This is a genomic window from Empedobacter brevis NBRC 14943 = ATCC 43319, assembly GCF_000382425.1.
GTDB lineage: Bacteria > Bacteroidota > Bacteroidia > Flavobacteriales > Weeksellaceae > Empedobacter > Empedobacter brevis.
In genome coordinates this window covers 59,082-83,602 of record NZ_KB908306.1, presented here as the reverse complement: position 1 = coordinate 83,602, position 24,521 = coordinate 59,082, and the positions used below count along the sequence as shown (strand labels likewise).

19 protein-coding genes and 1 pseudogene are annotated in these 24,521 nt (G+C 34.8%); 13 read left to right on the top strand and 7 right to left on the bottom strand.

What is annotated here, in order from left to right; genetic code table 11:
- A pseudogene (locus tag H277_RS0117510) lies at positions 1 to 206 on the bottom strand (T9SS type A sorting domain-containing protein); the annotation flags it as partial.
- A gap of 397 nt (positions 207 to 603) precedes the next feature.
- Here H277_RS0117510 and H277_RS0117505 point away from each other — a divergent pair.
- The 10 genes from H277_RS0117505 to H277_RS0117455 all read left to right on the top strand — a co-directional run bounded on the left by H277_RS0117505 (position 604) and on the right by H277_RS0117455 (position 15,900).
- Positions 604 to 1,302: a TetR/AcrR family transcriptional regulator gene (locus tag H277_RS0117505; RefSeq protein WP_019976927.1), complete on the top strand. Its 699-nt coding sequence runs from the start codon at positions 604 to 606 to the stop codon at positions 1,300 to 1,302.
- A gap of 427 nt (positions 1,303 to 1,729) precedes the next feature.
- The gene (locus H277_RS0117500) at positions 1,730 to 2,035 is read left to right on the top strand and encodes a hypothetical protein (RefSeq protein WP_019976926.1); all 306 of its coding nucleotides are present in this window, start codon (positions 1,730 to 1,732) and stop codon (positions 2,033 to 2,035) included.
- A 69-nt stretch (positions 2,036 to 2,104) separates the two neighbouring features.
- Positions 2,105 to 2,872, top strand: coding sequence for a GLPGLI family protein (locus H277_RS0117495; protein ID WP_019976925.1), 768 nt, complete (start codon positions 2,105 to 2,107; stop codon positions 2,870 to 2,872).
- A gap of 70 nt (positions 2,873 to 2,942) precedes the next feature.
- Entirely contained in the window at positions 2,943 to 3,146 is a 204-nt protein-coding gene (locus H277_RS0117490) for a hypothetical protein (RefSeq protein WP_019976924.1), read from the top strand.
- A gap of 165 nt (positions 3,147 to 3,311) precedes the next feature.
- Positions 3,312 to 5,975, top strand: a complete 2,664-nt coding sequence (locus tag H277_RS0117485) for a TonB-dependent receptor (protein ID WP_081623252.1) — start codon at positions 3,312 to 3,314, stop codon at positions 5,973 to 5,975.
- Between the two features lie 421 nt (positions 5,976 to 6,396).
- A complete protein-coding gene (locus H277_RS0117475) occupies positions 6,397 to 7,005 on the top strand; it encodes an RNA polymerase sigma factor (protein ID WP_019976921.1) in 609 nt (202 codons plus the stop codon).
- Between the two features lie 85 nt (positions 7,006 to 7,090).
- A complete protein-coding gene (locus H277_RS19390) occupies positions 7,091 to 8,245 on the top strand; it encodes a FecR family protein (protein ID WP_019976920.1) in 1,155 nt (384 codons plus the stop codon).
- A gap of 154 nt (positions 8,246 to 8,399) precedes the next feature.
- Positions 8,400 to 11,738 (top strand): SusC/RagA family TonB-linked outer membrane protein, encoded by a 3,339-nt coding sequence (locus H277_RS0117465; protein WP_244874909.1) that lies wholly within the window; start codon positions 8,400 to 8,402, stop codon positions 11,736 to 11,738.
- A gap of 16 nt (positions 11,739 to 11,754) precedes the next feature.
- A complete protein-coding gene (locus H277_RS0117460; RefSeq protein ID WP_026357708.1) occupies positions 11,755 to 13,164 on the top strand; it encodes a RagB/SusD family nutrient uptake outer membrane protein in 1,410 nt (469 codons plus the stop codon).
- A 150-nt stretch (positions 13,165 to 13,314) separates the two neighbouring features.
- A complete protein-coding gene (locus tag H277_RS0117455) occupies positions 13,315 to 15,900 on the top strand; it encodes a S9 family peptidase (protein WP_081623251.1) in 2,586 nt (861 codons plus the stop codon).
- A 73-nt stretch (positions 15,901 to 15,973) separates the two neighbouring features.
- On the opposite strand, the gene H277_RS0117450 is transcribed toward H277_RS0117455, so the two are convergent.
- From H277_RS0117450 to H277_RS0117425, 6 genes are all read right to left on the bottom strand, one after another.
- Positions 15,974 to 16,237 carry a DUF6520 family protein gene (locus H277_RS0117450; RefSeq protein ID WP_019976916.1) on the bottom strand — a complete coding sequence of 88 codons (264 nt, stop codon included), beginning with the start codon at positions 16,235 to 16,237 and terminating at the stop codon, positions 15,974 to 15,976.
- Positions 16,238 to 16,313: 76 nt separating this feature from the next.
- Entirely contained in the window at positions 16,314 to 17,783 is a 1,470-nt protein-coding gene (locus H277_RS19385; protein ID WP_146810722.1) for a MauE/DoxX family redox-associated membrane protein, read from the bottom strand.
- 140 nt (positions 17,784 to 17,923) lie between these two features.
- Positions 17,924 to 18,706, bottom strand: a complete 783-nt coding sequence (locus H277_RS0117440) for a helix-turn-helix domain-containing protein (RefSeq protein WP_146810724.1) — start codon at positions 18,704 to 18,706, stop codon at positions 17,924 to 17,926.
- A gap of 188 nt (positions 18,707 to 18,894) precedes the next feature.
- Positions 18,895 to 19,410, bottom strand: coding sequence for a biotin/lipoyl attachment domain-containing protein (locus tag H277_RS0117435; RefSeq protein WP_019976913.1), 516 nt, complete (start codon positions 19,408 to 19,410; stop codon positions 18,895 to 18,897).
- A complete protein-coding gene (locus H277_RS0117430; protein ID WP_019976912.1) occupies positions 19,382 to 20,644 on the bottom strand; it encodes a hypothetical protein in 1,263 nt (420 codons plus the stop codon). Before H277_RS0117430 ends, H277_RS0117435 begins: the two co-directional genes overlap by 29 nt.
- A gap of 17 nt (positions 20,645 to 20,661) precedes the next feature.
- Complete coding sequence (locus H277_RS0117425) at positions 20,662 to 21,069, bottom strand: hypothetical protein (protein WP_146810726.1); 408 nt, start codon at positions 21,067 to 21,069, stop codon at positions 20,662 to 20,664.
- Positions 21,070 to 21,367: 298 nt separating this feature from the next.
- Here H277_RS0117425 and H277_RS0117420 point away from each other — a divergent pair, with 298 nt between their 5' ends.
- The 3 genes from H277_RS0117420 (at position 21,368) to H277_RS0117410 (ending at position 24,434) form a co-directional block, all read left to right on the top strand.
- Positions 21,368 to 23,773: an outer membrane beta-barrel family protein gene (locus H277_RS0117420; protein ID WP_019976910.1), complete on the top strand. Its 2,406-nt coding sequence runs from the start codon at positions 21,368 to 21,370 to the stop codon at positions 23,771 to 23,773.
- A 138-nt stretch (positions 23,774 to 23,911) separates the two neighbouring features.
- Positions 23,912 to 24,091 (top strand): hypothetical protein, encoded by a 180-nt coding sequence (locus H277_RS0117415; RefSeq protein ID WP_221406905.1) that lies wholly within the window; start codon positions 23,912 to 23,914, stop codon positions 24,089 to 24,091.
- A 124-nt stretch (positions 24,092 to 24,215) separates the two neighbouring features.
- A complete protein-coding gene (locus H277_RS0117410; protein ID WP_019976908.1) occupies positions 24,216 to 24,434 on the top strand; it encodes a hypothetical protein in 219 nt (72 codons plus the stop codon).
- Positions 24,435 to 24,521 lie beyond the last annotated feature (87 nt).

The window sequence follows — 24,521 nt, the reverse complement described above, 5'->3', positions numbered from 1 at the left end:
CTGCCCTGGTTTTTCTTTTGAATATCACCTGTCGCATCAGAAGCAGAACTTCCCAAAATCAAGAAGCCATAATCAGGTGTAGGAATTGCATTGTAAAGATATTCTGCAAATTCTCCCCCGATAGATTTTTCCCACAAAATATCCTGCTGCGCAGAAATAGTAAGCATTGGAAATAAGGAGAAAACAGATAGTAAAGTTTTTCTCATATATAATATTGTTAATAAAATGGCAAAAATATAAAATTATTAACAATAAATTAAGAAATATTGTTCAATTAATGTTAAATTCTATTATGTGGTGATTTTATTAAAAACTACCCGATGAGGACTTTATCTATTTTTACTAAAATTATTATTTCATACCTTTAATTAATACTATGTATGAATATTTAAATTCAAAAAACAATCTACTTCAACTAAAATCCAATAATCTAATTGTCAAGTATTCTTTTTACTTAAATTCCAATATGTTATATTGGTATTCTAAATAGTGTAATATTTCTTCTGCATAATTGTTATATATACTTTTTTATAAAATAATGTGTTTTTTATTTCTCTATTAAGAGATTTTTTGTAACTTATAATCGCAAAAACCGTAATAAAAATGGGAAGAAAGAAAAAAGCGGAAATTGAAAATACAGCACAACCACCTCCTAAAGTAAGAAAAGAAGCATCAGGTCGTTTACGTGATAAATCTCGTACTAAGGCAAGAATGATAGCAGCCGTTGGCAAGGTTATTCAAAAGAAAGGGTATCCGGGGCTTTCCGCTTCTAATATTGCATTGGCAGCTGGGGTCGATAAAAAGCTGGTTTGGACATATTTCGGAGGTGTAGACAACCTGATTGAAGAATATATTCACCAAAAAGATTTTTGGAAATCTGCGTTGAAAAGTATTAGTGGTGATTTGTTAAAGCATCCTGAAACTATAGGCAAGAAGGAAATTGAAAATATATTACAAAGCCAGTTTGATACGTTATACAAAGACAAAGCACTGCAAAAAATTATCCATTGGGAATTAGGAGAGGAAAAGAAAGTGCTACGTGAGGTGGCCGATAAAAGAGAAGAAATAAGTGAACAGTTATTTGCTGCAATACTACCCGATTTTACCCATACAACTTTGGATCTGAGAGCACGGTTGGCTATACTTATAGGAGGAATATATTACGTTACATTACATGCAAAATCGAGTGGCAGATTGTTTTGCGGAATTGACATTAACGAAGAAGAAGGAAAAGAACAGATAAAAAGGGAAATTCAAAATACTGTTTTTGAATTGTATGAAAAAGCAGGGATTGAAAAATAATAACCTAAAATAAGTCCCTCATATTCAGTAGCCGGCATTTAGTTGTAATGATAACAAATGCTATACTAAGCGCATAAGAGTAGAAAAACGATGATTTTCGAGCCTGTTTTTACCATTTACATCTAAAAAAACATTACTGTTAAATGATAAAAAACAATAGCTTTTAAAATTTTAACATTTAAAATAAAGTATTAAATATTAGTATATTAAAAAATAAAAAAGAGGTAAATTGATCAATCTGCACCTATAAATATTGCATTCCGAATCCTTAGCCTATATATTTACGGTTCTACGATCATAGAAAATTACCATCTGTAAAAAATAATATCAGGTGGTTAACCAATCGGTATTTGAAGGCCTCAAATATCACTATTATTTTCAAGCCAGATTATCTGGTAAGTATTAACTATTATAAAATTTTTAAATCATGAAAAAACTATTTTTTAGTGCATTAGCATGTGTTGTTTTTGCAGGAAGTGCTTTCGCTTCGAATGAGGTTGTATCTGAAAACAGCCAAATATCAGAAAACTTATTAAAAAAAGAAGATCCTTGTCAATTAACAGTAAGAGTTTATTCTGTAGATAGAAGTGGTGTCTATACTTTAGTGGAAATAGGTGGTCATAGCGTTGATAAAAGTGGTTCAGCATGTAGCGAATGGTCTACTGGAATAATAAAAGAATATGAATCTCGATGGCCAGGTCACAAAGTTACACATGAATTAGTTTCAAACTAATCAGCAAGAGACTGTCTTTATAGGAGACAGTCTCATTTTTTCTTTCCTTTAACCCTTAAACTGTAAATAATGAGACCATTTTTAGCCTTTATATCGATACTTATTCTCTTTACTAATTATCAAGTTTTTTCTCAGAATATCCAGATTGACTATATGAGCTATAGTGACGGGATTATTGCAACAAAAATTCCGGCTGTTTTGCGTATAGATAATAGTTCACAAAAAGCTATTTACGAGGTAAAAATAAGCCAAGCGCAAAAAATTAAAGATACTATGAATCCTGACGAAAACGAGCTATACCAGCACCTTCAAACAAAAGAATCAAGTTTTAGTGTTTATGACAAAAATGCACGGACAAGCTTATTTTTTGGTTTTCTTGGGAAAGAAGAAGTTTATATTGTTGATACTATACCGGTAATTAAATGGGAAATACTGAATGAAACCAAAAATATTATGGATATAAAATGCCATAAAGCACTCACGACTTTTAGAGGTAGAAATTGGATTGCCTGGGTTGCTTTAGATTTTCCTATATCATATGGTCCGTCAAATTTTCAGGATCTTCCCGGAGCTATTCTCGAAATTAATGATGATGCTAATAAATTTAAAATAGTTGCGACTAAAATCACCAAAACCTCAGACAATTTTAAATCGTATTTTGATCAGTTTACAAAGAAAAAAGCAGATGCATCTGCTGAAATGACATTAAAGGAATTCAAAGAAAAAGAAAAAGAAGGATTTGAATCATTTATAAGTGAAATGCAAGCTAGAGGTAGTAAAACTCCTACCTATTCAGAGCAACGACATGGTTATGAAATCTTGTATGAATGGGAATAGATATAACATTGTTTCCGTTCTTTCAAATCAATAAATCTTTGCATATTAACCGTAAATAAATACAAGTAAAATGAAAAAGTTTATATTCAGTGCAATTGCATGTGTTGTTTTTGCTGGTGGCCTTTTGGTTTCCAATGACAATAGTTCAATAAATACTAATTTAGTAAACAATCCAAATACAAAATTTCAATTTAGTTTTCAAGATACTGATGTAATAGCAGAATCTAATACAGTGGCAGATTATAGTGATCCGAAGCGTCCTTGTATAATATAAGTTACTATTTATAATCCTGATGGTTCAACCAGCTTTTTAAAAGAAGGAAGCAAAATAACCCAATCAGCTTAAAAGAGAAAATTGTCAATCATATCATTTGAGCTGTAACTGAACCTATTAAAATAATCAACAAATGCCTGAAGTTATTTCAGGAGAAAATCACTGATGCACAAGAAAATATATCTAATTCTCTTTTTTTTATTTTCCATACTTGGCTGGGGTCAAACCAAGTGTACCGGAACTGTGGTTTCATCTGAGAAAATGCCTATTTCAAACGCATCAGTATTGGTAAAAGATAGCAATGATCATATAGTAAACTATGGCTTTACCAACGAAAAAGGCAATTATGAACTTGCTATAGACAAAGAAGGAGAGTTCGTTATAGAAGTAAATAAAATGGGGTTTGACAAGCAGCAACAATCATTGCAGGTAACGGCGTCTCAAAAAAATTACAAGCTGCATTTCATCTTGTCCGAAACCATTGAAACGTTAGAAGAATTAGTTATTGAGATAGATAATCCTATTCAGTTGCGGGGCGATACTTTGGTATATGATGCCAAAGCTTTTACTACCGGTAGGGAACAGGTGGTAGAAGACTTGCTGAAAAACATACCGGGCATCACCGTTGAAAAAGATGGAAAAATAAAATTTGAAGATACCGAAATTGAAAAAGTCATGATAGATGGTGATGATTTTTTTAACAGAGGTTATACTCTACTGACCAAAAATATGCCGAACAAACCATTGGACAAAGTGGAGGTATTACGTCGGTATTCCAACAACAAATTGCTCAAAGGCATTGAAGATTCAGATAAAGTAGCCTTAAATCTAACGATACAGGATGAATACAAAGACCTGTGGTTTGGTGATATCAGCCTTGGGTACGGACTTGTAACGGAAAACCGGTACGATGTAACGGGAAACCTAATGAATTTCAGTAAAAAATATAAAAACTTTCTTACCTATGGGCTAAACAATGTTGGTGAAGATCGTGTAGGCCCTTTAGACGATATGTTTTATAATAACTATGAAGTAGAGTCGGTAGGTCAGAGTAGCAGTTTATATCAATTGATGTCGTTAAGCGGAGGAAGACCTGGTCAGCTGAAAGACCACCGTACACGAATTAACAACGCCGAACATGTTTCCTTAAGTACGATTGTCCCCCTAAGTGAAAAACTGAAAGTGAAGATGGTGGGTTTTTTGGGGTTTGATGAAAATTATGCTTATAACAGGAGCTTCAGTACGACCAATGTTGGTAACACGTATTTTGAAAATACAGAAGAGAACTCCTTTAAAAACCATTTAAAAAAAGGATATGTGAATGTACTGGCTACCTATGATGTATCGAAAAATCGGATGCTGCAATTCAGTTCGGTATGGAATCAGGGCAATACCGATAATCAGAACGATTTAACGTTTAACGGTACCAATACTTTAGAGCGTTTAACTACAAAAAATACCTTTTTTGACCAGAAAATAACCTATACGCATAAATGGAACGAGCGAAATGTAATGCTGTTAAAAACACGTTATTTCACCAACAAAATACCCCAGTTTTATACCATAGATAATTACCTGATGGGCGATTTGTTCGCATTTGATGCTGAAGCCATGAACAACGCTATACAGAACCAAAAGGACTTTTTGGGTATTGAAGCCGATTTTAAATTAAAGCAGAAAAAAGGCGACTTAATACAGTTTCAAGTTGGTTTTATGCAACATAACGAAGAAATGAAAACCGGATTTAGTTTGTTTAATGCAAATCAAACCGTTTTTCCTGAAGGCTTTCAGACCAACAGTTCATTTGGATTAGGAGATTTGTATGCGAAAAGTGGTTATACCTGGAAATGGAATACATTTAAAATAGACGGACGAATTGAACTACATCAGCTTTTTAATCGCTTTAATACCGTAATTTCTGATAAAAAGCAGGGACTGTTTTATGCCATGCCATCTCTTAGTTTCAATTGGGAAGTAAAACCTACCCATATCTTTTCAGCGTCTTATAATCTACGCTATCGAAACACTTCTTTTTTAGAAGTAAACGACACTTATCTACTCTCGTCATCACGAGGCTTCAGCAGAGGTTTTGGCGAATTTAAACTTACCGATATGCAGATGGCTAACATCGGGTATAATATTCGACATTACCTGAACCGTTTTCGTTTTTCATTGAATCTGAATTATTCCACACAAGGTAATGTTATTTCCAGCAGAAGCATTTTAGAGCAGAATAGTTCGCTTTCAGAAGCTGTTTTTATTCAAGGAGGTGAAACATATGCAGGATTATTTGCTTCCAGTTTCTATTTCCGAAAAATAAAAAGCACTGTCAAGTTTGACGCGGATTATACCATATCCACTTCTTTTAATGAGGTAAATAATTCCGGGCTTCGGAAGAATACCTACACCAATCAGCGGTACAACCTGGAATGGCGCACCAGTTTCCGCTCGCCTTTCAATTTTCATATAGGTACCGAATGGACAGCAACCCATGTACAGTCACCCGATTTTACTAATTCGTTCACCAATGGCATTAGCTTTTTAGATCTTTATTATAGATTGGATGAACGCCTGGATATAAAAGTAGTAAACGAGTATTACTATTTTGGTAACCTCAGTGAAAACCAACGTCATCATTTATTTATGGATGCCGAACTTACCTACAAGCTAAAAGGCGATAAATATACGGTTGGGCTACGGGCGAATAATATTTTTAATAAACAAAATTTTACGACCTATTATGTAAGCGATACCGGTTATAGTACCAATAGCTATCGCTTAATGCCTCGTTATTTACTTTTAAGCTTTAAATATCGTTTCTCTTTGTAAATCAGATAAAACATATTCAATAAATCATCAGCTTCACCACCAAAAGAATTTTGCTATTCCTGGTGTCCATTCTTATCAATTTTTCGGTTAAAATAATCCAGGCTACCCTGGTTTTTCTTTTGAATATCACCTGTCGCATCAGAAGCAGAACTTCCCAAAATCAAGAAGCCATAATCAGGTGTAGGAATTGCATTGTACAGGTATTCAGCCTGATTTCCTCCAATAGATTTTCCGACAAAATACCGTGCTGAGCGGTAGCATAAAAGGAAAATAAGGAGAAAACCGAGAGTAAAGTTTTCCCTATATGTATTAACGTTAATTAGTTAGTAAATATGTAATTAATTAACATTAAATAAGAATATGTTTAATAATTAATGCTAAATTTGAATATATAGCAATATTTTAACATATAAAATGCAATATGAAATCCTTAACCACTATCAAAGAAAATGAATTGGTTTCCCAACTAAGGGAGGGGGATTCTCGTGCATTTGATTTTCTTTATAAACAATACAGTAAAACTATTTTCAATTACAGCTTTCGTTTTCTTAAGCAAAATGAATTAGCAGAAGAGATAGTACAAGAGGTTTTTTTGAAAATATGGATGAACAGGCATTCTCTTAATCCGGATCTTTCTTTCAAATCATTTCTTTTTACTATTGCCAAAAATCTAATTTTCAATTTTCACAAGAAAGCATCCAACGATTTGAGATTGCAAGAACAGATTTACCATATCCGTAGTAAAGAGAATAGTTACTTTGTTGAACATGAAATAGACTGGCAGGATTATCAGCGGATAAAGAATAACGCTATCAATTCTCTTCCAAAGCGACGCAGAGAAATTTTTCTGCTTTCTCGCGAAGAAAATCTCAGCAATAAGGAAATCAGCGAAAGGCTGAATATTTCTGTTATAACCGTCAGAAACCAATTAAGCATTGCTGTAAACGATATCCGCAACTATCTTGAAGCCCATAGTGACGTTACTTTGATGATCATATTCACTCTCCAATTTCTTTTATACAATAGTTAAAATTTTGTTAAAGTGGTAATTTCGGACGGTACGATTTCCATTCCCAATTGTATTACTTATATAACAACGTATAAACTAAGATCAATTGGAAAGGCAAAATTACATACGGGAATTATTCAAAAAATTTGCTGAAGACAAATGTACGGATGATGAAAAAAGAATCCTCATAGCGTATTTAAAGGAAAGTAATGATGATCCCGATAGTATTCTTCCGGATATGGAAGAATTAGAACCTGCACTTGAAGAAGCATCATTCAGTGACAAGACAAGGGATAGGATTTTATCTTCTATCCACTCAAAAGCAGGTATTTCCCGAAAGAAAAACCACAGAAGAATATATTGGGCAGCAGCTGTACTTATATTCATACTGTTATCAACCGGAATCGCTTTGCAATATTTTTATTTCAGTAATTCTTCTGAATCCCATTTTGAATTGAATGGCAATGACATTACCCTTACCAATGAAAGGGGAGAAGTACAAATTCTTGACCCGACACAGGTAAAAATCATCCAATCTGAATCAGGAACATTTGAACAAAACAGAACAACTCTTGATTTCAGTGGGAATACCCAAAGCGAAAAACTTGTATTCAATACTTTACGGGTTCCTTATGGTAAGACATTCAGCCTTATTCTGTCCGACGGAACGAAAATAGAGCTGAATGCCGGAACTTCGGTTACATTTCCCGTAAATTTTATCGATTCTGAACCTAACCGTGACATCACACTGATAGGAGAAGCTTATTTTGATGTGAAGAAAAATTCAAAACATCCTTTCATCGTTCATTCAGGGAAAATGGATGTGAAGGTTTTAGGAACCTCATTTAATGTTTCCAATTATCCGGAAAGTAAAATTTCCGAAGTTGTTTTGGTTAAAGGAGGTGTTTCACTAACTCAGAACAAAGAAACAGCTTCCGCGCCAACTCTCATCTTATCACCTGGTGAAAAAGGAAGTTTTAATCAAAGTTCAGGACAAGTTAAAAAAGAAACAGTAGTCACAGGAATTTATACCGCCTGGCGAAACGGTGAACTCGTTTTCCGTAATACGTCATTTGAAAACATTCTTGTTATGCTTGAAAGAAAATACAATGTAGAAATTGTAAATCAGAATAAGGAACTCGCACATGAAATGTTTAATGCCAGTTTTAAAGAAGAATCCGTAGAAAATATCCTTGATTATTTTAAAATGACCAATGGAATAACCTATACCCGCAAAGAAAATAAAATTATCATTCACTAAATACAGACGCCTATGAAGCATTGAAAAACAGACACACATTGAGGACAAGCGTTTTTATGCAGAAAGCATAAAAAACCGGGAGAATGTTGGAGCATTCCCCCGGCGAAAAGCGCAATTAACAAAGTTAATCACACTAAAAACAGTTATTAAAAGTATGAAAAATCTTTTTAACCACGCAATTTCTGCGGGGGAACTAAATCAATTTACTATAAAAATGAAGCTCAGCGTTTTTTTCATAGTGGTATTTTTGATGCAGACACAGGCTTATAACCTGTATGGTCAGCAAAACAAGATTACCCTTGAACTTCAGAACCAAACGGTGAAGCATCTCATTGACAGAGTGGAAAATGAAACAGACTATAAATTTGTTTACATGATCAAGGATGTTGATGTCAACCGTATCATCAACATAAAAATGAAAAACGGTACAATTGAAAAATTGCTTCAAAAAACATTTGAAAATACACCTATCCGCTATCAGATTAAGGGAAAACAAATTCTCCTTATGCTGAAAAAAGAAAAAGAAACAACAACTTTGTTGTCAGAGAAGAAAACCCCGGTACTTTTTACGACGACTACAGCCAAAGATAATCAGGAATCCATAACCGGAACGGTAAGTGATTCTATTGGCCCGATAGCGGATGTATTGGTATCGGTAAAAGCAACAGGTGTTTATGTGATAACCGATGAAAATGGGAATTATGCGATAGAAGCCTCACCCGGTGATATTTTGGTTTTTTCCAATCCGGGGTATGATACCCTGGAGATTCCGGTGGGGAATAAAACGGTTGTCAATGCCAGAATGCAACAAAATATTACCGATCTGAAAGAAGTTATTGTCAACGCCGGATATTATAAAGTAAAAGAACAGGAAAGAACAGGAAGTATATCTAAAATAACAGCAGAAGAAATCGGCAACCAACCTGTAAACAGCCCTTTAGATGCCCTTATAGGGCGAATGACTGGTGTTGATATTATACCAAATTCAGGATTGGCAGGTAGTGGATTTCAAGTTCGGGTACGTGGACAAAACAGTATCGCCGCCGGAAATGAACCGCTTTATATCGTAGACGGAGTTCCGTATGATGCCGGAAGCATGGGAGATAGATCTGTTTCAGGGACAGTTTTCTATTTAAATAATATTAGTCCTCTGAATACACTCGACCCTTCTACGATAGCCTCTATAGAAGTACTGAAAGATGCGGATGCGACGGCTATTTATGGATCTCGCGGAGCCAATGGAGTTGTCTTGATTACGACAAAAAATGGCAAGCCGGGGAAAACGGTTTTTTCGGTAGATGCTTCTACCACATTAATTTCAGCTACCCGGTTTCTAAAACTTCTTAATACCGAGCAATACCTTCAGATGCGACGTGAAGCTTTCATAAATGATGGAATAACGGAATACCCTTCTAATGCTTATGATATAAACGGAACCTGGGATCAGAACCGTTATACCGACTGGCAAAAAGAATTTATGGGGAATATCGCGTACAACAATACCATCAGGGCCTCTGCTTCAGGCGGGAATGAACAAACCTTGTTTTCTATCGGAGGTTCCTTTATGAAAGAAACCACTGTTTTTCCCGGAGACTTTAATTACAAACGAACAACTGCCTTCGCTAATATCAGTCATCAATCGAAAAATAATCGTTTTACTTTACAGTTCTCGGCAAACTATGGGTTAGACAGAAACTTTTTACCTGCAACTGATTTGTCGCGAAGAGCAAGAATTCTTCCGCCAAATGCTCCGAAATTATATGATGATAATGGAAACGTTAACTGGGAAAACAATACGTTTGACAATCCTTTATCAGAACTGAATGCGACTTATCGTAATGAGTCTGCTAATTTAATGGCAAACACGACTATCGGCTATAAAATTATAAAAGGCCTGGAATTTAAAACCAATGTAGGATACAATCGTTCAGATCTGACGGAGCTACAGTTGAATCCGCATACAAGGTTTAATCCGGCCTGGGGATTAACAAGCCAGTCTTCTTCGACCGTAAAAAATGAAGGCAATAGAAATTCCTGGATCATAGAACCTCAATTGGATGCTTCTTACAAATTAGGAGATGGCAGATTGAACGTCATCATAGGGAGTACCTTTCAGCAGCAAAATGAAGACCGTTTTGCCGTACTTGCATTGGGATTTGCAAACAATAGCTTTATGACCAACCTAAGCGCGGCAAATGAATTACAAATCATCAATGAAGCAAGCACTCAATATCGCTACATTGCATTTTATGGACGTATCAATTACAACTGGAAACAGAAATATATCGTAAACCTGACGGGACGTCGGGATGGATCAAGCCGTTTCGGTCCGGGACAGCAGTTTGCTAATTTTGGCGCGGTAGGTGCAGCATGGATTTTTTCGAAAGAGGAATTTCTGAAAAACACCTCATTTCTGAGCTTTGGAAAATTAAGAGCAAGTTTCGGTACTTCCGGAAACGACCAGATTGGTGACTACCAATACCTGAACAACTATACTATTACAGATGCAGACTACGGAGGAAATATAGGACTTAGCCCGTCGAGATTATTTAATCCTTATTATGCATGGGAAGAAAACCGCAAGTATGAAGGAGCATTGGAAGTAGGCCTTTTAAAAGACCGAATCAATCTTGAAATCGCTTATTATACGAATCGCTCGAAAAATCAGTTGATCGGTGTACCACTTCCGGGAACAACGGGGTTTAGCTCTATCCATGCAAATCTGGATGCCACAGTAGAGAATAGCGGATGGGAAGTTAATGTAAGAACCGAAAATTTCCGTCGCAAAGATTTTAAATGGAGTACGTCGTTTTTACTAACGTTACCTAAAAATAAACTCATCAGTTTTGAGGGGCTTGAAAATTCGACCTATGCTAATCAACTTGTATTGGGAATGCCCATTTCGGTGTCCAGGTTATACCATTTAACCGGTGTAAATCCCCAAACCGGATTGTTTGAATTTGAAGATTATAACGGAGATGGCATCATTTCATCACTTGACCGTCAGTATAATATTGACATGACACCAAAATTTTACGGAAGCATTTCGAATTCGTTCCAATACAAGAACTGGAATTTGGATTTTATGTTTCAGTTTGTAAAGAAAAAAGGGCTTAATGAATTATCTTATACGGAATCACCGGGTATGATGCTTAACACTTCTACAAGTGTACTTGACCATTGGCAGAATCCGGGAGATCATGCTTTTATGCAGATGTACACAACAGGATGGAATTATGACGCTTATGCAGCTTACTCGAGATTTGGAAGTTCTAACGCTATAATATCAGATGCTTCTTTTATCCGGTTAAAATCGCTTTCACTTTCTTATCGATTACCATTAGACAAGGAAGGACAGCCTAAGGTTACCTTATTTGTACAGGGACAGAATTTATGGACAATTACAAAATTCAAAGGCGGTGATCCGGAACAAATGATCGGCTTTCTACCTCCTATGAAACGAGTGATGTTCGGATTTAGAATGGAACTATAATTTAAAAATTATTCTTATGAAAACAACGATTAAACATCATATAATCATTAGAAATAATCCATTTCTGATGACCTTATTCTTTTGCTTCTTTCTCTTTTGGGGTTGTGATGACTTTTTAGAAGTGGACGGTCCTACTGGTCAAGTTCCGCACCAGGAAGTATTTGAAAACGAAGAAACAGCTACTTCTGCTGTGACCACACTGTACAGTAAGCTTCGGGACGAAGTATTGCTGACAGGAAATCAATCCGGGATGAATATTCTGATGGGGTATTATACAGATGAACTTAATTATTATAGCTATGCAGGAATGTTAGGTGATGCTTTTTACAGACATACGATTACTGCCACAGATGGTTCTGTACAGTCGATTTGGAATGGCGCCTACAACCTTATCTATATGAGTAATTCTGCGATTGAAGGCATTGACGCTTCGCAAAATCTATCTCCGGAAGTTAAAAATCAATTAATTGGAGAAACGCTCTTTATTAGGGCATTGACACATTTTTACCTGATAAATCTTTTTGGAGATGTCCCTTATGTCACAACCACAGATTATTTAACCAATAAACAGGTTTCCCGAATGCCGACCACTGAGGTGTACCAAAGAATCATAAAAGATCTATCTGATGCAAAAGCTCAGTTAACGACCACTTATGTGTCAACTGAGCGTACACGTGCCAACCGTTATGTTGTTTCTGCTTTTCTGGCAAGAGTGTACCTGTACACAGAACAATGGCAGAAAGCGGAAGAGGAAAGCAGCTCTTTGATTAATGCTTCTTCGGTATTCTATCTTGAAAATGACTTGAACAAAGAATTTTTAAAGGAAAGCACCTCTGCCATTCTGCAATTCAAGCCAAAAAGAGCAGGCGATAATACATTAGAAGGAGGGAGTTTTATCTTTAATGCCGGACCACCACTTGTAGTAGGACTGAATCCTGATTTGTTAAACGCTTTTGAACCCGGTGACCAAAGAAAACAAATGTGGATTGGTGAGGTGACAGACGGAAACGAGGTGTGGTATTTTCCCTATAAATACAAACAACAAGAAAATACAGGAACTTCAATGGAATATTCCATTGTATTGCGATTGGCAGAACAATACCTGATCCGAGCAGAAGCCTTGGTGCATTTAGACGACCTCTCAGGGGCAAGACAAGACATTAATGTTATTCGCCATCGAGCAGGATTAGCCAATACAAATGCGGTTTCTTCACAGGAGATGTTGGATGCGATCTTAAAAGAAAGAAGGTTGGAATTGTTTACCGAACAAGGGCATCGCTGGTTTGATCTGAAAAGACTTGGAAAAGCCAATGAAGTACTTTCTTACATAAAACCGAATTGGAGACCCACAGATGTACTTTTTCCGATTCCTGAAAGTGAATTGTTGATAAATCCAAAACTGGCACCTCAAAACCCGGGATACTAAAAATTAATATTTTTCCGCAGTGCGCATTATCCGGATGCAGCAGTTTATATCCATTATAGTCTATGCTTCTTCTTGCTATACATTTCTTTCTCCTCATCAAAGAGCTTAGAGGATATGCCGTACTGCGGATTATTGTAAAAAAATAATAAAATGAAAAAAAATAAAATATATAATAAAGTTCTGCAAAAAAGGTATTTTCAACTTCTTATGATGGGACTCATAGGCTTGCTTTTACTGCCGCTTTCCGGGCAGGAAATCAGAAACAAAAAAACGTATACAGCTGATTTGGACTCGTTATGGAGTACGAATAGTCATGTAACCGATTTAAGCTCTGATGGACGATGGGTGGCTTTTGTAGACGTTTATAATCATGGAGACCGTAAACTTTTTTTATCCAAAACAGATGGAAAAAATCGACTGGAATTTGGTCATTCTGAGTCTTATAAATTTTCAGGAGACAATAACTGGTTTGCATTTATTTCTTCTAAAAAAGAATTGATCTTAATAGACCTAAAAACGCAAATCCGCAGAACGTATTCAAATGTGTTCTCTTTTGAGTTCAGTGATAACGGGCATTTCATTACGATGGATCATTCTGCACCAGCCACTAAAAAATCAATATCAGTTGAAAATTTACAGAATAGAAATTCAATAAAACTGGATAACGTGTTGGATTATACATGGAACCCTGCATATAATCTAATGGCTATTAACCGTAAAACTGATGAAAAATCGGAAATTCTCCTAGTAGATGCAACAGACAATAAGATACAGTTGATTCAGCAAGCGAAGGATAGCAGTTATTCCAATCTTTCTTGGAACGATTCCGGAAATTCTCTGGTATTCTCTGAAACTTTAAACAATCAGACAACCATTCATTTTTATAAGCTGAATGGCGTAAAAATGACAATTGACAATGCGTTGGTTAAGGCAAAATTTCCCCATACTGTGATGAGCAATAAAGAAATTTTGGTGTCTGATAATGGAAACAATGTATTCTTTTACAGGCGTATTGAAGATGCTGAACCCGTTGACGATTATGGGGTTCAAATTTGGGAGACAACCGATCCCTGGGCGTATCCCAAAATGAAGAATTATCGAGAAGCGGAAGCTCCCTTTTTGTTGACTCTATGGGATACTTCATCAAATCAACTGAAGGAAATCGCCGACAAAGAAACCCCAAGTGCTAAATTTAATCCCAATCATTCTCATGCGCTCGTATTTTATCGGTTAAAATACGAACCCCAGTACAAAGAGTATGAAGATGTTGATGTGTTTTTAAAGGATTATCAGTCCGGTAAAAAGACACGGATTGTTGAAAAACTCTACACTCAAAACGGATTCTTCAGGTTTTCACCATCAGGCCGATATTTTGTTTACTTTAAAAATGATGATTGGTGGGTGTATGACGCCCAGAAAAATAATACTCGTAACTTAACAGGAAACTTAAACGAATCCTTTGTAGAAAAGGAGTTGTATTGGACAAAAGATGGAGAACCATACGGAAATCCGGGTTGGTCCGATGACGAGAAATACATTATTCTCCATGACAAGTATGATGTATGGTTAATGGGAGTGGATGGTAAAGCGCAAAGGAAAATTACTTCAGGAAAGGAAAAGAAAATCTCCTATAGAATATGGAGAGACGATTCGAAATATATAAAATCTTCACAATATTTGACTTCTTATGCCTATGACTTAAAAAAGGGCATATTGCTCACAATGTCAGGAGATGATCTGCAAACAGGATATGCGTTCTGGGATGGAAAAAAAACAAATAGCCTCATATACGAACCATTGAAAGTGAATGACGCTTTGTTATCTTCCGATAGGAACACGGTGGTATTGAAGAAAAGTAAATACAATTTGCCTCCTGCCATCTATTCGTTCCATATCGCCAAAGGCAGTGAGACGTTACTTTTTCAAAGTAATCAGGAACTTCTCGGATACGATTTGGGGAAAAGTGAAATCTTGTCTTATAAGAATCCGAAAAACGACTTTTCTAAAGCTGCACTCCTTTACCCGGCTAATTTTGATCCCCAAAAAAAGTACCCGATGATTACCTGGATTTATGATAATAATTCTGTCGTACTTAATTCAGCACCATCAGGTTTTGATATAATCGGTTTTAATGTTCTTAAGTATGTGACGAACGGTTATTTTATTTTTTTACCTGATTTGACTTATAAGATCGGACAACCGGGAGTGTCAGCCACTGCTTCCTTACAACTGGCAATAAACGAAGCGTTAAAAAACACCTTCATAGATAAAGAAAAATTGGGTTTGATAGGTCATTCGTGGGGAGGCTATGAAACCTCATTTATTGTTACACAAACCGATCTGTTTGCAGCTGCTGTTTCCGGAGCGGCTGCAAATGATTTAATCAGTAAATATCATGATGTTGCTTGGAGTATGAGAACAGAACAGATGTGGCGATTTGAAAACCAGCAATATCGGATGGGTGATTCTTTTTACAAAATCAAAGAGAAGTACTATCGTAATTCACCATTGCATCAGGTGGAAAATATAAAAACACCTCTTCTATTATGGACCGGAGATAAGGACGATAATGTAAACTGGACGCAAAGTGTGTATATGTATAATGCGCTAAAAAGGTTAAATAAACCAGGTAAACTATTGCTCTTCAACAATGAAGGACACTTTATTTTTGATAAAAAGAAGCAGCAAATTTTATCAACCGAAATTTTTGAGTGGTTTAATAGATACCTCAAATAAAAATAAGGAGTGAATTTTTTCACTCCTTATTACATTTTTTAAGATGAGACAATAAATTAACAAACGAAATCATTTATTGAACTCTGTGTGTTAAAGGATTACTACAAGATGTTGCACTTGCTTTAATTTGAAAGACCTGCTGACCTGAAAAGGTACACGCCAGTCCTCCAAGATTGTTACACTCCATAGGTACATCTAAACATTGTCCGCTCTGGAAAATGTATCCGGGAGCAAATGCTTCTGTAGAAGCTTCATTTTTTTCAGTTGCAAAAGCAAAAACTCCCGCCGCTAAAAATGCCATTGCAGGCAATCCGATTTTTAAAAATTTTGTTCTCATAATATAAAATTTTATTCATTATTGGCTTACTATTTTTCAGGTGTTCAGCCTATTTCCTGGTACTGTACAGTAACTTTTATTGATAATATTTTTTATCCAGTGTATATACCCATAGCGTATTATCTACAATTCCAATCAGAAGGTTTTTATAGGTTTTCAATTCCAACAATTTTTGATTGGGTTGATGATAGAAATAAAAACTTTGTAAATAGGTATTGTTAGAGGTATTGTACATGTCTATAATTGCGGCAGATTTCAATACTTCATCCTCCTCATATTTTCCTAACCTGTCACTATTGATAAACAGGTAATCACCAAAGGTGGTCGCATATTTGTTGACGATTGTACTTTTTCCACCTAATTTATACTGGTCTTTCTTTTCGTAGAACGCTACATCTATCTGAGCTTTACTTATCGTATCGATTGTTTTACCTGTGATTTCTTGTTTTAGTTTATGATCGGCAACTACATAGCTATTCCGGTAATAATAAACATATACTGTTTTTCCCTGTGAATTGTCCAGTAAGATTCCGTCTGTATCAAACATCCCGTCCACTTGTTTTTCCAGAATTGTATTGTTCAAAGTAACCTCAATAGAATCATTATTCTTACGAAGAACTCCCAAAGTATTCGCTTTTGTTTGTGTACTGGTAGTTGTGATGGCGAGGTGCAGTGAATCCAAGATTGCATATTGCATATAGTACGCATCGTTTTGAGAAAAAGTTTTCGCTTTCCAGCTCGTCGTATTTCCGCTGAATAGAACAGGAACAGTACCGTCACCAAGAAAAAAGTAAGGAGGCTTTACAACCATTTTCACTCTTTTGTATGGGAGTTCCGTATTTTCAATTTCTACCCGTATTTCTTTTTCCGTTTTCAGATCTATGTCTATCAGTTTTAGGTAAAGAGGAGCCATATAATTTCCTAAATAAATGGTTTTGTCGTCTATACCCGCAATATAATAGGAGTTCGAAGGCAAAGTATATTCCCCAACTTTTTCAAGCCCATGCGGAATGTATTTTCTTTGAAAAGCATTGTTTTGTTTAATTTCGTTTTCAGAACTTAGAAAGATAGCTGTTATGATAAAGGTTCCCAATAAAAGTAACAGCAATAAGCGGAAAATTACTTTTTTCAACGGCTTATCTTCCATCAGAACAATTGCCCAGCCAGTCAATAGCACAAATACACTATTGAAAATAAGATGTTCCGTCCAGCCTAATGATTCTAAAACGCCTCCGCAGGAACAAGGGGTAAAAGAGGTAAAATGAAGGATGATGATAATATAAGCTGTAAACATCACCATTAATATATAAGCTAAATATAATCCTATTTTACGTACTCTGTCAATAGCCAGTAAAAGACTAATGAAAAGCTCAAGACTAATTACGCCATAGGAAACCGGTACGGCAAACGCACCCAATAAAGGAGATTGCCCCAGCTGTAGTTGGAAATCTCCGAACTCTCTTGCTTTACTTAGAGAGGCATAGACAAAAAGCAGTATAAATAAATAACTGATGATGATTGGAACAATATGACGGATGCTTTTCATTGGTTCAGTTTCGATTAATTGGTTAACCAAAATTCTGAATATTTAAGCAGTTGTAAAATTGCTAAAAGTAAGTATTACAAGGTGATAAGTCGGTAAATTATGGTTAAAAGTATGAAAAACATTGCTAAAAGTATAAACGCTTAATCTTCAAACAAAAATCGAGGAATTTTATCCAACGGAAAATCGTATTTTGTATTGAATATCTTATACATATTGTTATAATCTGTAAAGCCGTTCTTATCAGCGATTTCTTTAAAACACATTTTACTGAACAAAATATCATCCACTGCATGTATCATTTTAACTTTTGTATAGAATTGATAAAAAGTACTTCTGAAATAACTTTTGCAATCCTGTTGAAATTGCTGGTAATCTTTATTATAATGCCTTGCCAAATCCCGGAGGTTTTTATGTCTTTCCGAACAGTATACTTCTAAAGAATCATTAAGATAGTGTAATTTGCCGGATGTTAATTTTATAATCCTTCTTGGAATAGATAACTCATGAATATTAAGTCGCAATACTGAATTTTCCAATTCAGCCATTCCGCTTAAAATAATGACGCTAGATGTTGTGAAAAAATGTAAATGGATGGGAAAAATTTGATGTTGTTTATCAGGATTCAGTAAATTGATGTTAAGTTCCGCCCATTTAAGAGCTTTTTTCAAAACAAGGTCATGTTCAATTTCCTCACTTGTTCCCAACACACAGTCTTTTACTATTTTTCTTTTGTAATAGTCAAAACCTGACGGTAGAATTTCCAACCTTTGAAAAAAAGAGAGGTAAAAACAAATCAGTTTCCGGGTAAAATAGGTTCGCTGGTTCTCTGAAGTATAATGATACGTCTGATGAAAAAGGGGTAATTGTGATAAATGGAGCATAGCTTGTTCCAATTTTTTGTCAATCATGGTAAGTAAATACATATCAGTTTAATTTAGAAGGGTTAGCTATATTGATCATACACAAATTCAGTTGCCACATCTTAAAATGAATGTATATAATTGGAGAATCTTGTAAAATTGACCATCTAAAGTTTAGATTAACAAGATTTAGAAAAAGTTAAATAGGTTGCAGAAATTTATTTTTGCAACCTATTTTATTTCATTAAATTCTACGGTAGCACATGCGCGTTTTCGTAATCTTGCTGGGTAATGGGATAGATGAGAACTCCGTCTTGCTGAACAATATCATTTTCTTTTACGTTCCATAACGTTGACTTTCCTGAAAGCCAAACGGTATTGCCATTAAGATTGCTATAATAACCTCTGGAATCCGAAAATTTCAGAACAATTGAATCTACCACGACATCCTCAAATCCCGGATACATAAACCCGAAAGCAGGATCTCCAAGAGGTTTGGGTATTGTTACGGTACTTATGCTACTGAGAGATGCTGCTCCTACCAATAAGCTGTACTTAAGTTCAGCCATTTCTAGTTTTGTTCCATAGGGATCTGCGGTGTTGTATCCATAGATTGAAACTGGACTTGCTGATTGATTTTTTATAGCAACCTCATAGGTGTACCGTGGCGTTTCTCCGCCTGTTCCCGGGTCGCAGGATGTTAAGGTTATACACGCTAAAGGCAATGCTATGCCTGTTTTATAAATTATTGACAACTGTGTTTGCATGTGATTTAAGAGTATTTAGGTGTACTTTCGTACTGTTAGTATAGAGGTTGAACAGTTTATCATAGAAAGAATCAACACTATGATTACCATTTAAGGCAGTCTGAATTTGTTTAAGACTATAACCACTTACCTGATCCTCAGGATAAATAATATTAAAGTTATGTTGATTGTAATTATCTATCAAATCTATCATCAATGAGCTATATTCATCCATATCAGAAAGAGTCGTATATTGTCTGCCTCCGTTCCATGTTCTTATAAGGTTATTCCCCCACGTCCATATAGGCGAAGAAAGATAGTTACCTAAACCATATTGATTAAAATATTGTGTATATTTATCATTTGTAGCTATAGTTTCTACGCACTCTGCCCAAGATTCTCTTAGAAACAGTTTATGCTTTGCTGCACTACCTGCAATACTATTAAATGCTGTTCCATCCATTTTATAATGTCCTTTATGAGTGATTTCATGAATTACTGTAGCGTAAACTTCATCACTTTTTTTACGAGAACCATCTTTATTTTTCCCACCAATCTTAACTTCACTTCTAAACGGAATCCAGCCAAACCAATAGTTTGATTTGTGATCATTATAATGTCCAGATATATCAATTGATACGGGATTATAAATACCATAAGTAGGAACGACTCTATTGAAATAGTCATGAGCGGCATTATTGATCAAAGCGTAAAACTGGTGTTTTGTGTTTTTAGTAAAAACAACATTTAAGGCTCTACGTTTATGGCTATCTGATTTCCAATTTGCTATATCAAAAAAGTTACCTGGACGTACTTTCACCTTCACAAAGTCTGCAAACTTAACATTATAATGTACGTGTTTGGTATATGTGGTACCAGTAGAAAAGTTTCCGTTAACATCTGTCGAACCATTTTCAACACGAAGCCACCCCCATTTCAAAACATTGACTTCTGCTCTCAAAACTGGTAAATAGACAGCTGTACCTCTCCTTTCAGACAACCAATCATCTTCTACACGTATATTTCCAGAAGGTCTCCATTTTTTACCAAACAGCCCTTTTGCGACTACTTTTCCATCTTGCGAATTGCCTTCTTCAATGCCTTCACGGTAATTCATATAGCCTTCTGCCAATTCCTCTTCATCTAAATGTCCTGCAATTTTACGAGTTTCATACATTAGGTTTTGCTTAAATTCTATCTCGTCATAATTTTGAGAAACGTCTTCCAGTTTATCTTCGTCTGTAAAATGAAGCAAGGCAAGTGTTTCGTGGGTTACATTTGGTTACTTACCACAGCGTAAAAGCTTGGTATTTCATTTTCTCCCGGATCTTCAGTACGTTCTTTGGGCGTAAATTCAAACGGGTCAACTGTAAGTTGTAATTCTTCATCTTTTTCCATTAATAAAGAATATTGCAAGCTATCAGCAGGTGTAAATTTATAATAAATATGGGTAGGCTCTACTTGGTAGTTTGCGAAACGCTGTGCTACTTGGGGGCGATGTTCTCTGTAGTAAGATAGAACTCTTGGCAATGCTTTATTTACATTTTCAACGGTAAAAGGGATTATTCCTTCTGCAATACGTGCTGAACTTTGGATATTCGTTTGTTCAATATTTTCGCTTTCAGAAATATCATCCTGATTACAGGAAATAAAGGTTGTAGCTGATAATACTATCCCCAAAAAAAGGTTGTTTACTTTCATGTTTTAATTTAATATAGTGTTAATGTATAGAAGGAATCATATTGCAAATTAAAAATAAAAAAGTTAATATCATGTTGTTTATTCTTTATTTAGAAAATAATATTATTATAATTCCTATTAATTTTATAAAATGTAATTTATTAATAATAAACATAATAAAATCATATTTTAAATTAGACTTATTTAATTTTATGAAAAATACTAACATTATTTAATTATCTAATTGCATAATTAAAATTTATTTTGTTTTTTTGGTTAGAGAGTTAAATCATAATTTATGAAAAAGTCTTCTACCATACTTTTATTTATACTACTACTTTTCTTTTCGAATATAAACTTTGCAAATGCACAACATTATGTAGTAAAAGGTAAGTTAGTTGATAAACAAATGAAATCTGTAGAGTTTGCAACTGCTTCATTATTAAAAAATGATTCTCTTATAACTCAAACTTATACTGATAGCCTAGGTATTTTCAACATAAAAGCAAATTCAGGAAAATATACACTTTTAATTGAAAGCTTTGGACAAGAATTCTTAAATAAAACGATTGATCTTCATCAAGATATTGATTTAGGGATTATTGAAATTGAAGAGTCGGTAATCCTTGAAGAATTAACTATTTCAGCAAGAAAAAAATTAATAGAACGTAAAGTTGATCGATTAGTTTTTAATGTTGAAAACTCAATTTCTGCTAGCGGAGGAACAGCAATAGATGCCCTTAAAATAACACCGAGAGTAAAAATTTTAAATGAAAATGTAGGGATTATTGGAAAAAGCTCTGTTTCAGTTATGGTAAATGACAAAATGATATTATTAAATGGCAGTGAATTATCGGACTATCTTAAAACCATAAAAACAGAAGACATACAATTGATAGAAGTTATAACTAATCCGCCTGCAAAGTATAGTGCGGAGGGAAATAGTGGTTTGATCAATATTAAGTTAAAACAGGTTAAAGTAGATTATTGGAGTGCATCTTTACGAAGTTCATATAGTTATAATGAAAAAGCGGATGTATTTTCTTCAGGGGGTTCTTTCAATTATAATAAAGGAAAGTTTGGCATTTCTTCAAGTCTTGGGTATTCAAGAGGTGATAGTTTCAATCTTGCTACAGAAGAAATTGATTATCCTGATCAGTTTTGGTCTGGCACGACTTCCACACTTCGAAAAAATAATTCGATAAGCGGAAAACTAAATTTAAATTATGAGTTTTCCAGTAAATTCAGTTCGAGTATAGAATATTACGGAAGTGAAAGCAAGCCGGGAATTGAACAACAAAACCAGGTGCTGCTAACTGATAAGAATGATATCAATGCAAACAGAATTCTTACGGATTTAAGAAACAGTAAAAAAAATAAAAACCATTCGTTAAGCTTCAATTCTCTATTGAAACTGGACACTATTGGCGGTAAATTGACAATTGGTGCAGATTATTTTAATTTCGATTACCGAAATGACCAAAGTTTCATTACCAAATATTTTGAACTTCCTGTTAATAATCAGACAGGTGAAAGCATTCTTAGCAATAATGGAAAACAAAGAATTAATAATTATACACTGAGAGCTGATGTCGAACAAAAATTATTTGATATCGATCTAAGTTATGGCGCGAGATTATCAAATACGAAAACAATCAGTAAGATATATTACGGAGAAAATCAGGATGGGGAATTGCCTGTTGCAGTTGGGAGTAATGATAATTTTAAATATTCTGAGGCAATACAAGCATTGTACCTGTCGGGTAAAAAGTCATTCAATGATAATAAATGGGAACTTCAGCTCGGAGTACGAATGGAATCTACCCAAACTGAAGGTACTTCAGAATCGCTTGAAAGAACAGATAAAAATTCATACCTAAAATTTTTTCCTACAGCCTATATTGTTTATAATGCGAATGAAGATCATACATTTTCTTTAAATTATGGCAAACGTATTAACAGGCCTCGTTTTGCTATGCTTAATCCGTTCCGGATATATAATAATTCCTTTTCGTATTTTGAAGGTAATCCATTTTTGCGGCCTAGTTATTCACATAACATAGAATTGGGACATAGCGCCGGTAATTTTAATACTTCCGTTTACTATTCGAAAGAAACAGATGGTTATACTATATTGACTGTTATTGACGATCAATCCATTAACCAACAGTCAACTATGCTCAATTATTTCACCACCTATAACTATGGAATCAGTGAAAGTTTTTCCTATCGGAATAATTGGCTGGAAAGTTTTCTTATGTTGGATATTTATTATTCTAAAACCATATCAGACAATCCAAATACAAACAAAATAACGAAGGGATTTGGTTCAGATATTTCAGTTTCTAATGCTTTAATACTGAATAAGAACAAAACGTTTCTTGCCAATGTAGATTTGGCTTATTCTTTTCCTAGTTATTACGGAATATCAAAGAACAGGGAGGTGTTTAATCTCAATATAGGGGTACGGAAAATGTTTTTTGAAAAGAAGCTTGTTGCAAACCTAAGTGTAAGAGATGTTTTCGGAACAAACAAACAAAGGTGGTCAGAAACAATTAACAGTGTTAATATCAGACGTTCCAATTTTGAATATGGCCCAAATTTTAGCTTGTCAGTAAGTTACCGGTTTGGTAATTCTAAAATAAGGGCAAAACAAAATACAACAGGTAATTCTGAAGAAAAAGACAGAGCGACAAATAATTAGATTTATTGTATCAGAGTCCTTGTAGTGCGCAATACTTGGAAAATGACACTTAAATACCGAAAGCTGCACGGTTGATGTAGTATTTTTTAATTCTTAATCTTTAAAATTATGTTTAAGAACAAATTCAAAAACATGCAAATGGGAGAAAACTTTGAAAAAAGAGGTTTTGAAGTTATCTCAGACAACGAAGCATCGGCTTTGGTAGGTGGTTGTGGAAACCTGAAAAAGTGTAGTCAATACACAGGGTCTTGTACAATTCTTGGTTCTTGTGGACAATACGCTAAAGAAGTAGAGTCTAGCATTGAGGTTACACCTTAAAATTAACCGGTTATCTAAAAGTTCTTCTGAGGTAAAATCATTACCCTTTATTTTCTTTAAAGTGAAATATTGGCATTCCTGATTTCTTTTAGATAACCTTTTTTTAACTATTAAATTTCAGATTATGTATAAATCAAAATTAAGATTGCTTTTAGCAAAAAATAAAGGAACAGAACAGAGATTTGAAGTTATTTCTGACCATGAATCTTCCCAACTGCTCGGAGGATGCGGAAACCTAAAAACATGTGGCGTTTTCAGTGGAGACTGTGGCGTTTTCAAAGATTCTAACTGTGGCACTTATACGAAGTCTGTTGCTAATGAAGAATTTGAAATCAATCCATAAAATGTAAAACGATTTGCTTATGAAATTTTCAAATTACCATTTATCTACAGATAATTTAAGCGAGGTTGGTTTAGAAAATAAAAGAAT

Bases quoted from the DNA above. Each gene is read 5' to 3' on its own strand.
- H277_RS0117505 (WP_019976927.1), top strand. From the start codon at position 604: ATGGGAAGAAAGAAAAAAGCGGAAATTGAAAATACAGCACAACCACCT.
- H277_RS0117500 (WP_019976926.1), top strand. From the start codon at position 1,730: ATGAAAAAACTATTTTTTAGTGCATTAGCATGTGTTGTTTTTGCAGGA.
- H277_RS0117495 (WP_019976925.1), top strand. From the start codon at position 2,105: ATGAGACCATTTTTAGCCTTTATATCGATACTTATTCTCTTTACTAAT.
- H277_RS0117490 (WP_019976924.1), top strand. From the start codon at position 2,943: ATGAAAAAGTTTATATTCAGTGCAATTGCATGTGTTGTTTTTGCTGGT.
- H277_RS0117485 (WP_081623252.1), top strand. From the start codon at position 3,312: ATGCACAAGAAAATATATCTAATTCTCTTTTTTTTATTTTCCATACTT.
- H277_RS0117475 (WP_019976921.1), top strand. From the start codon at position 6,397: ATGAAATCCTTAACCACTATCAAAGAAAATGAATTGGTTTCCCAACTA.
- H277_RS0117465 (WP_244874909.1), top strand. From the start codon at position 8,400: ATGAAAAATCTTTTTAACCACGCAATTTCTGCGGGGGAACTAAATCAA.
- H277_RS0117460 (WP_026357708.1), top strand. From the start codon at position 11,755: ATGAAAACAACGATTAAACATCATATAATCATTAGAAATAATCCATTT.
- H277_RS0117455 (WP_081623251.1), top strand. From the start codon at position 13,315: ATGAAAAAAAATAAAATATATAATAAAGTTCTGCAAAAAAGGTATTTT.
- H277_RS0117450 (WP_019976916.1), bottom strand. From the start codon at position 16,237: ATGAGAACAAAATTTTTAAAAATCGGATTGCCTGCAATGGCATTTTTA.
- H277_RS19385 (WP_146810722.1), bottom strand. From the start codon at position 17,783: ATGAAAAGCATCCGTCATATTGTTCCAATCATCATCAGTTATTTATTT.
- H277_RS0117440 (WP_146810724.1), bottom strand. From the start codon at position 18,706: ATGTATTTACTTACCATGATTGACAAAAAATTGGAACAAGCTATGCTC.
- H277_RS0117435 (WP_019976913.1), bottom strand. From the start codon at position 19,410: ATGCAAACACAGTTGTCAATAATTTATAAAACAGGCATAGCATTGCCT.
- H277_RS0117420 (WP_019976910.1), top strand. From the start codon at position 21,368: ATGAAAAAGTCTTCTACCATACTTTTATTTATACTACTACTTTTCTTT.
- H277_RS0117415 (WP_221406905.1), top strand. From the start codon at position 23,912: ATGGGAGAAAACTTTGAAAAAAGAGGTTTTGAAGTTATCTCAGACAAC.
- H277_RS0117410 (WP_019976908.1), top strand. From the start codon at position 24,216: ATGTATAAATCAAAATTAAGATTGCTTTTAGCAAAAAATAAAGGAACA.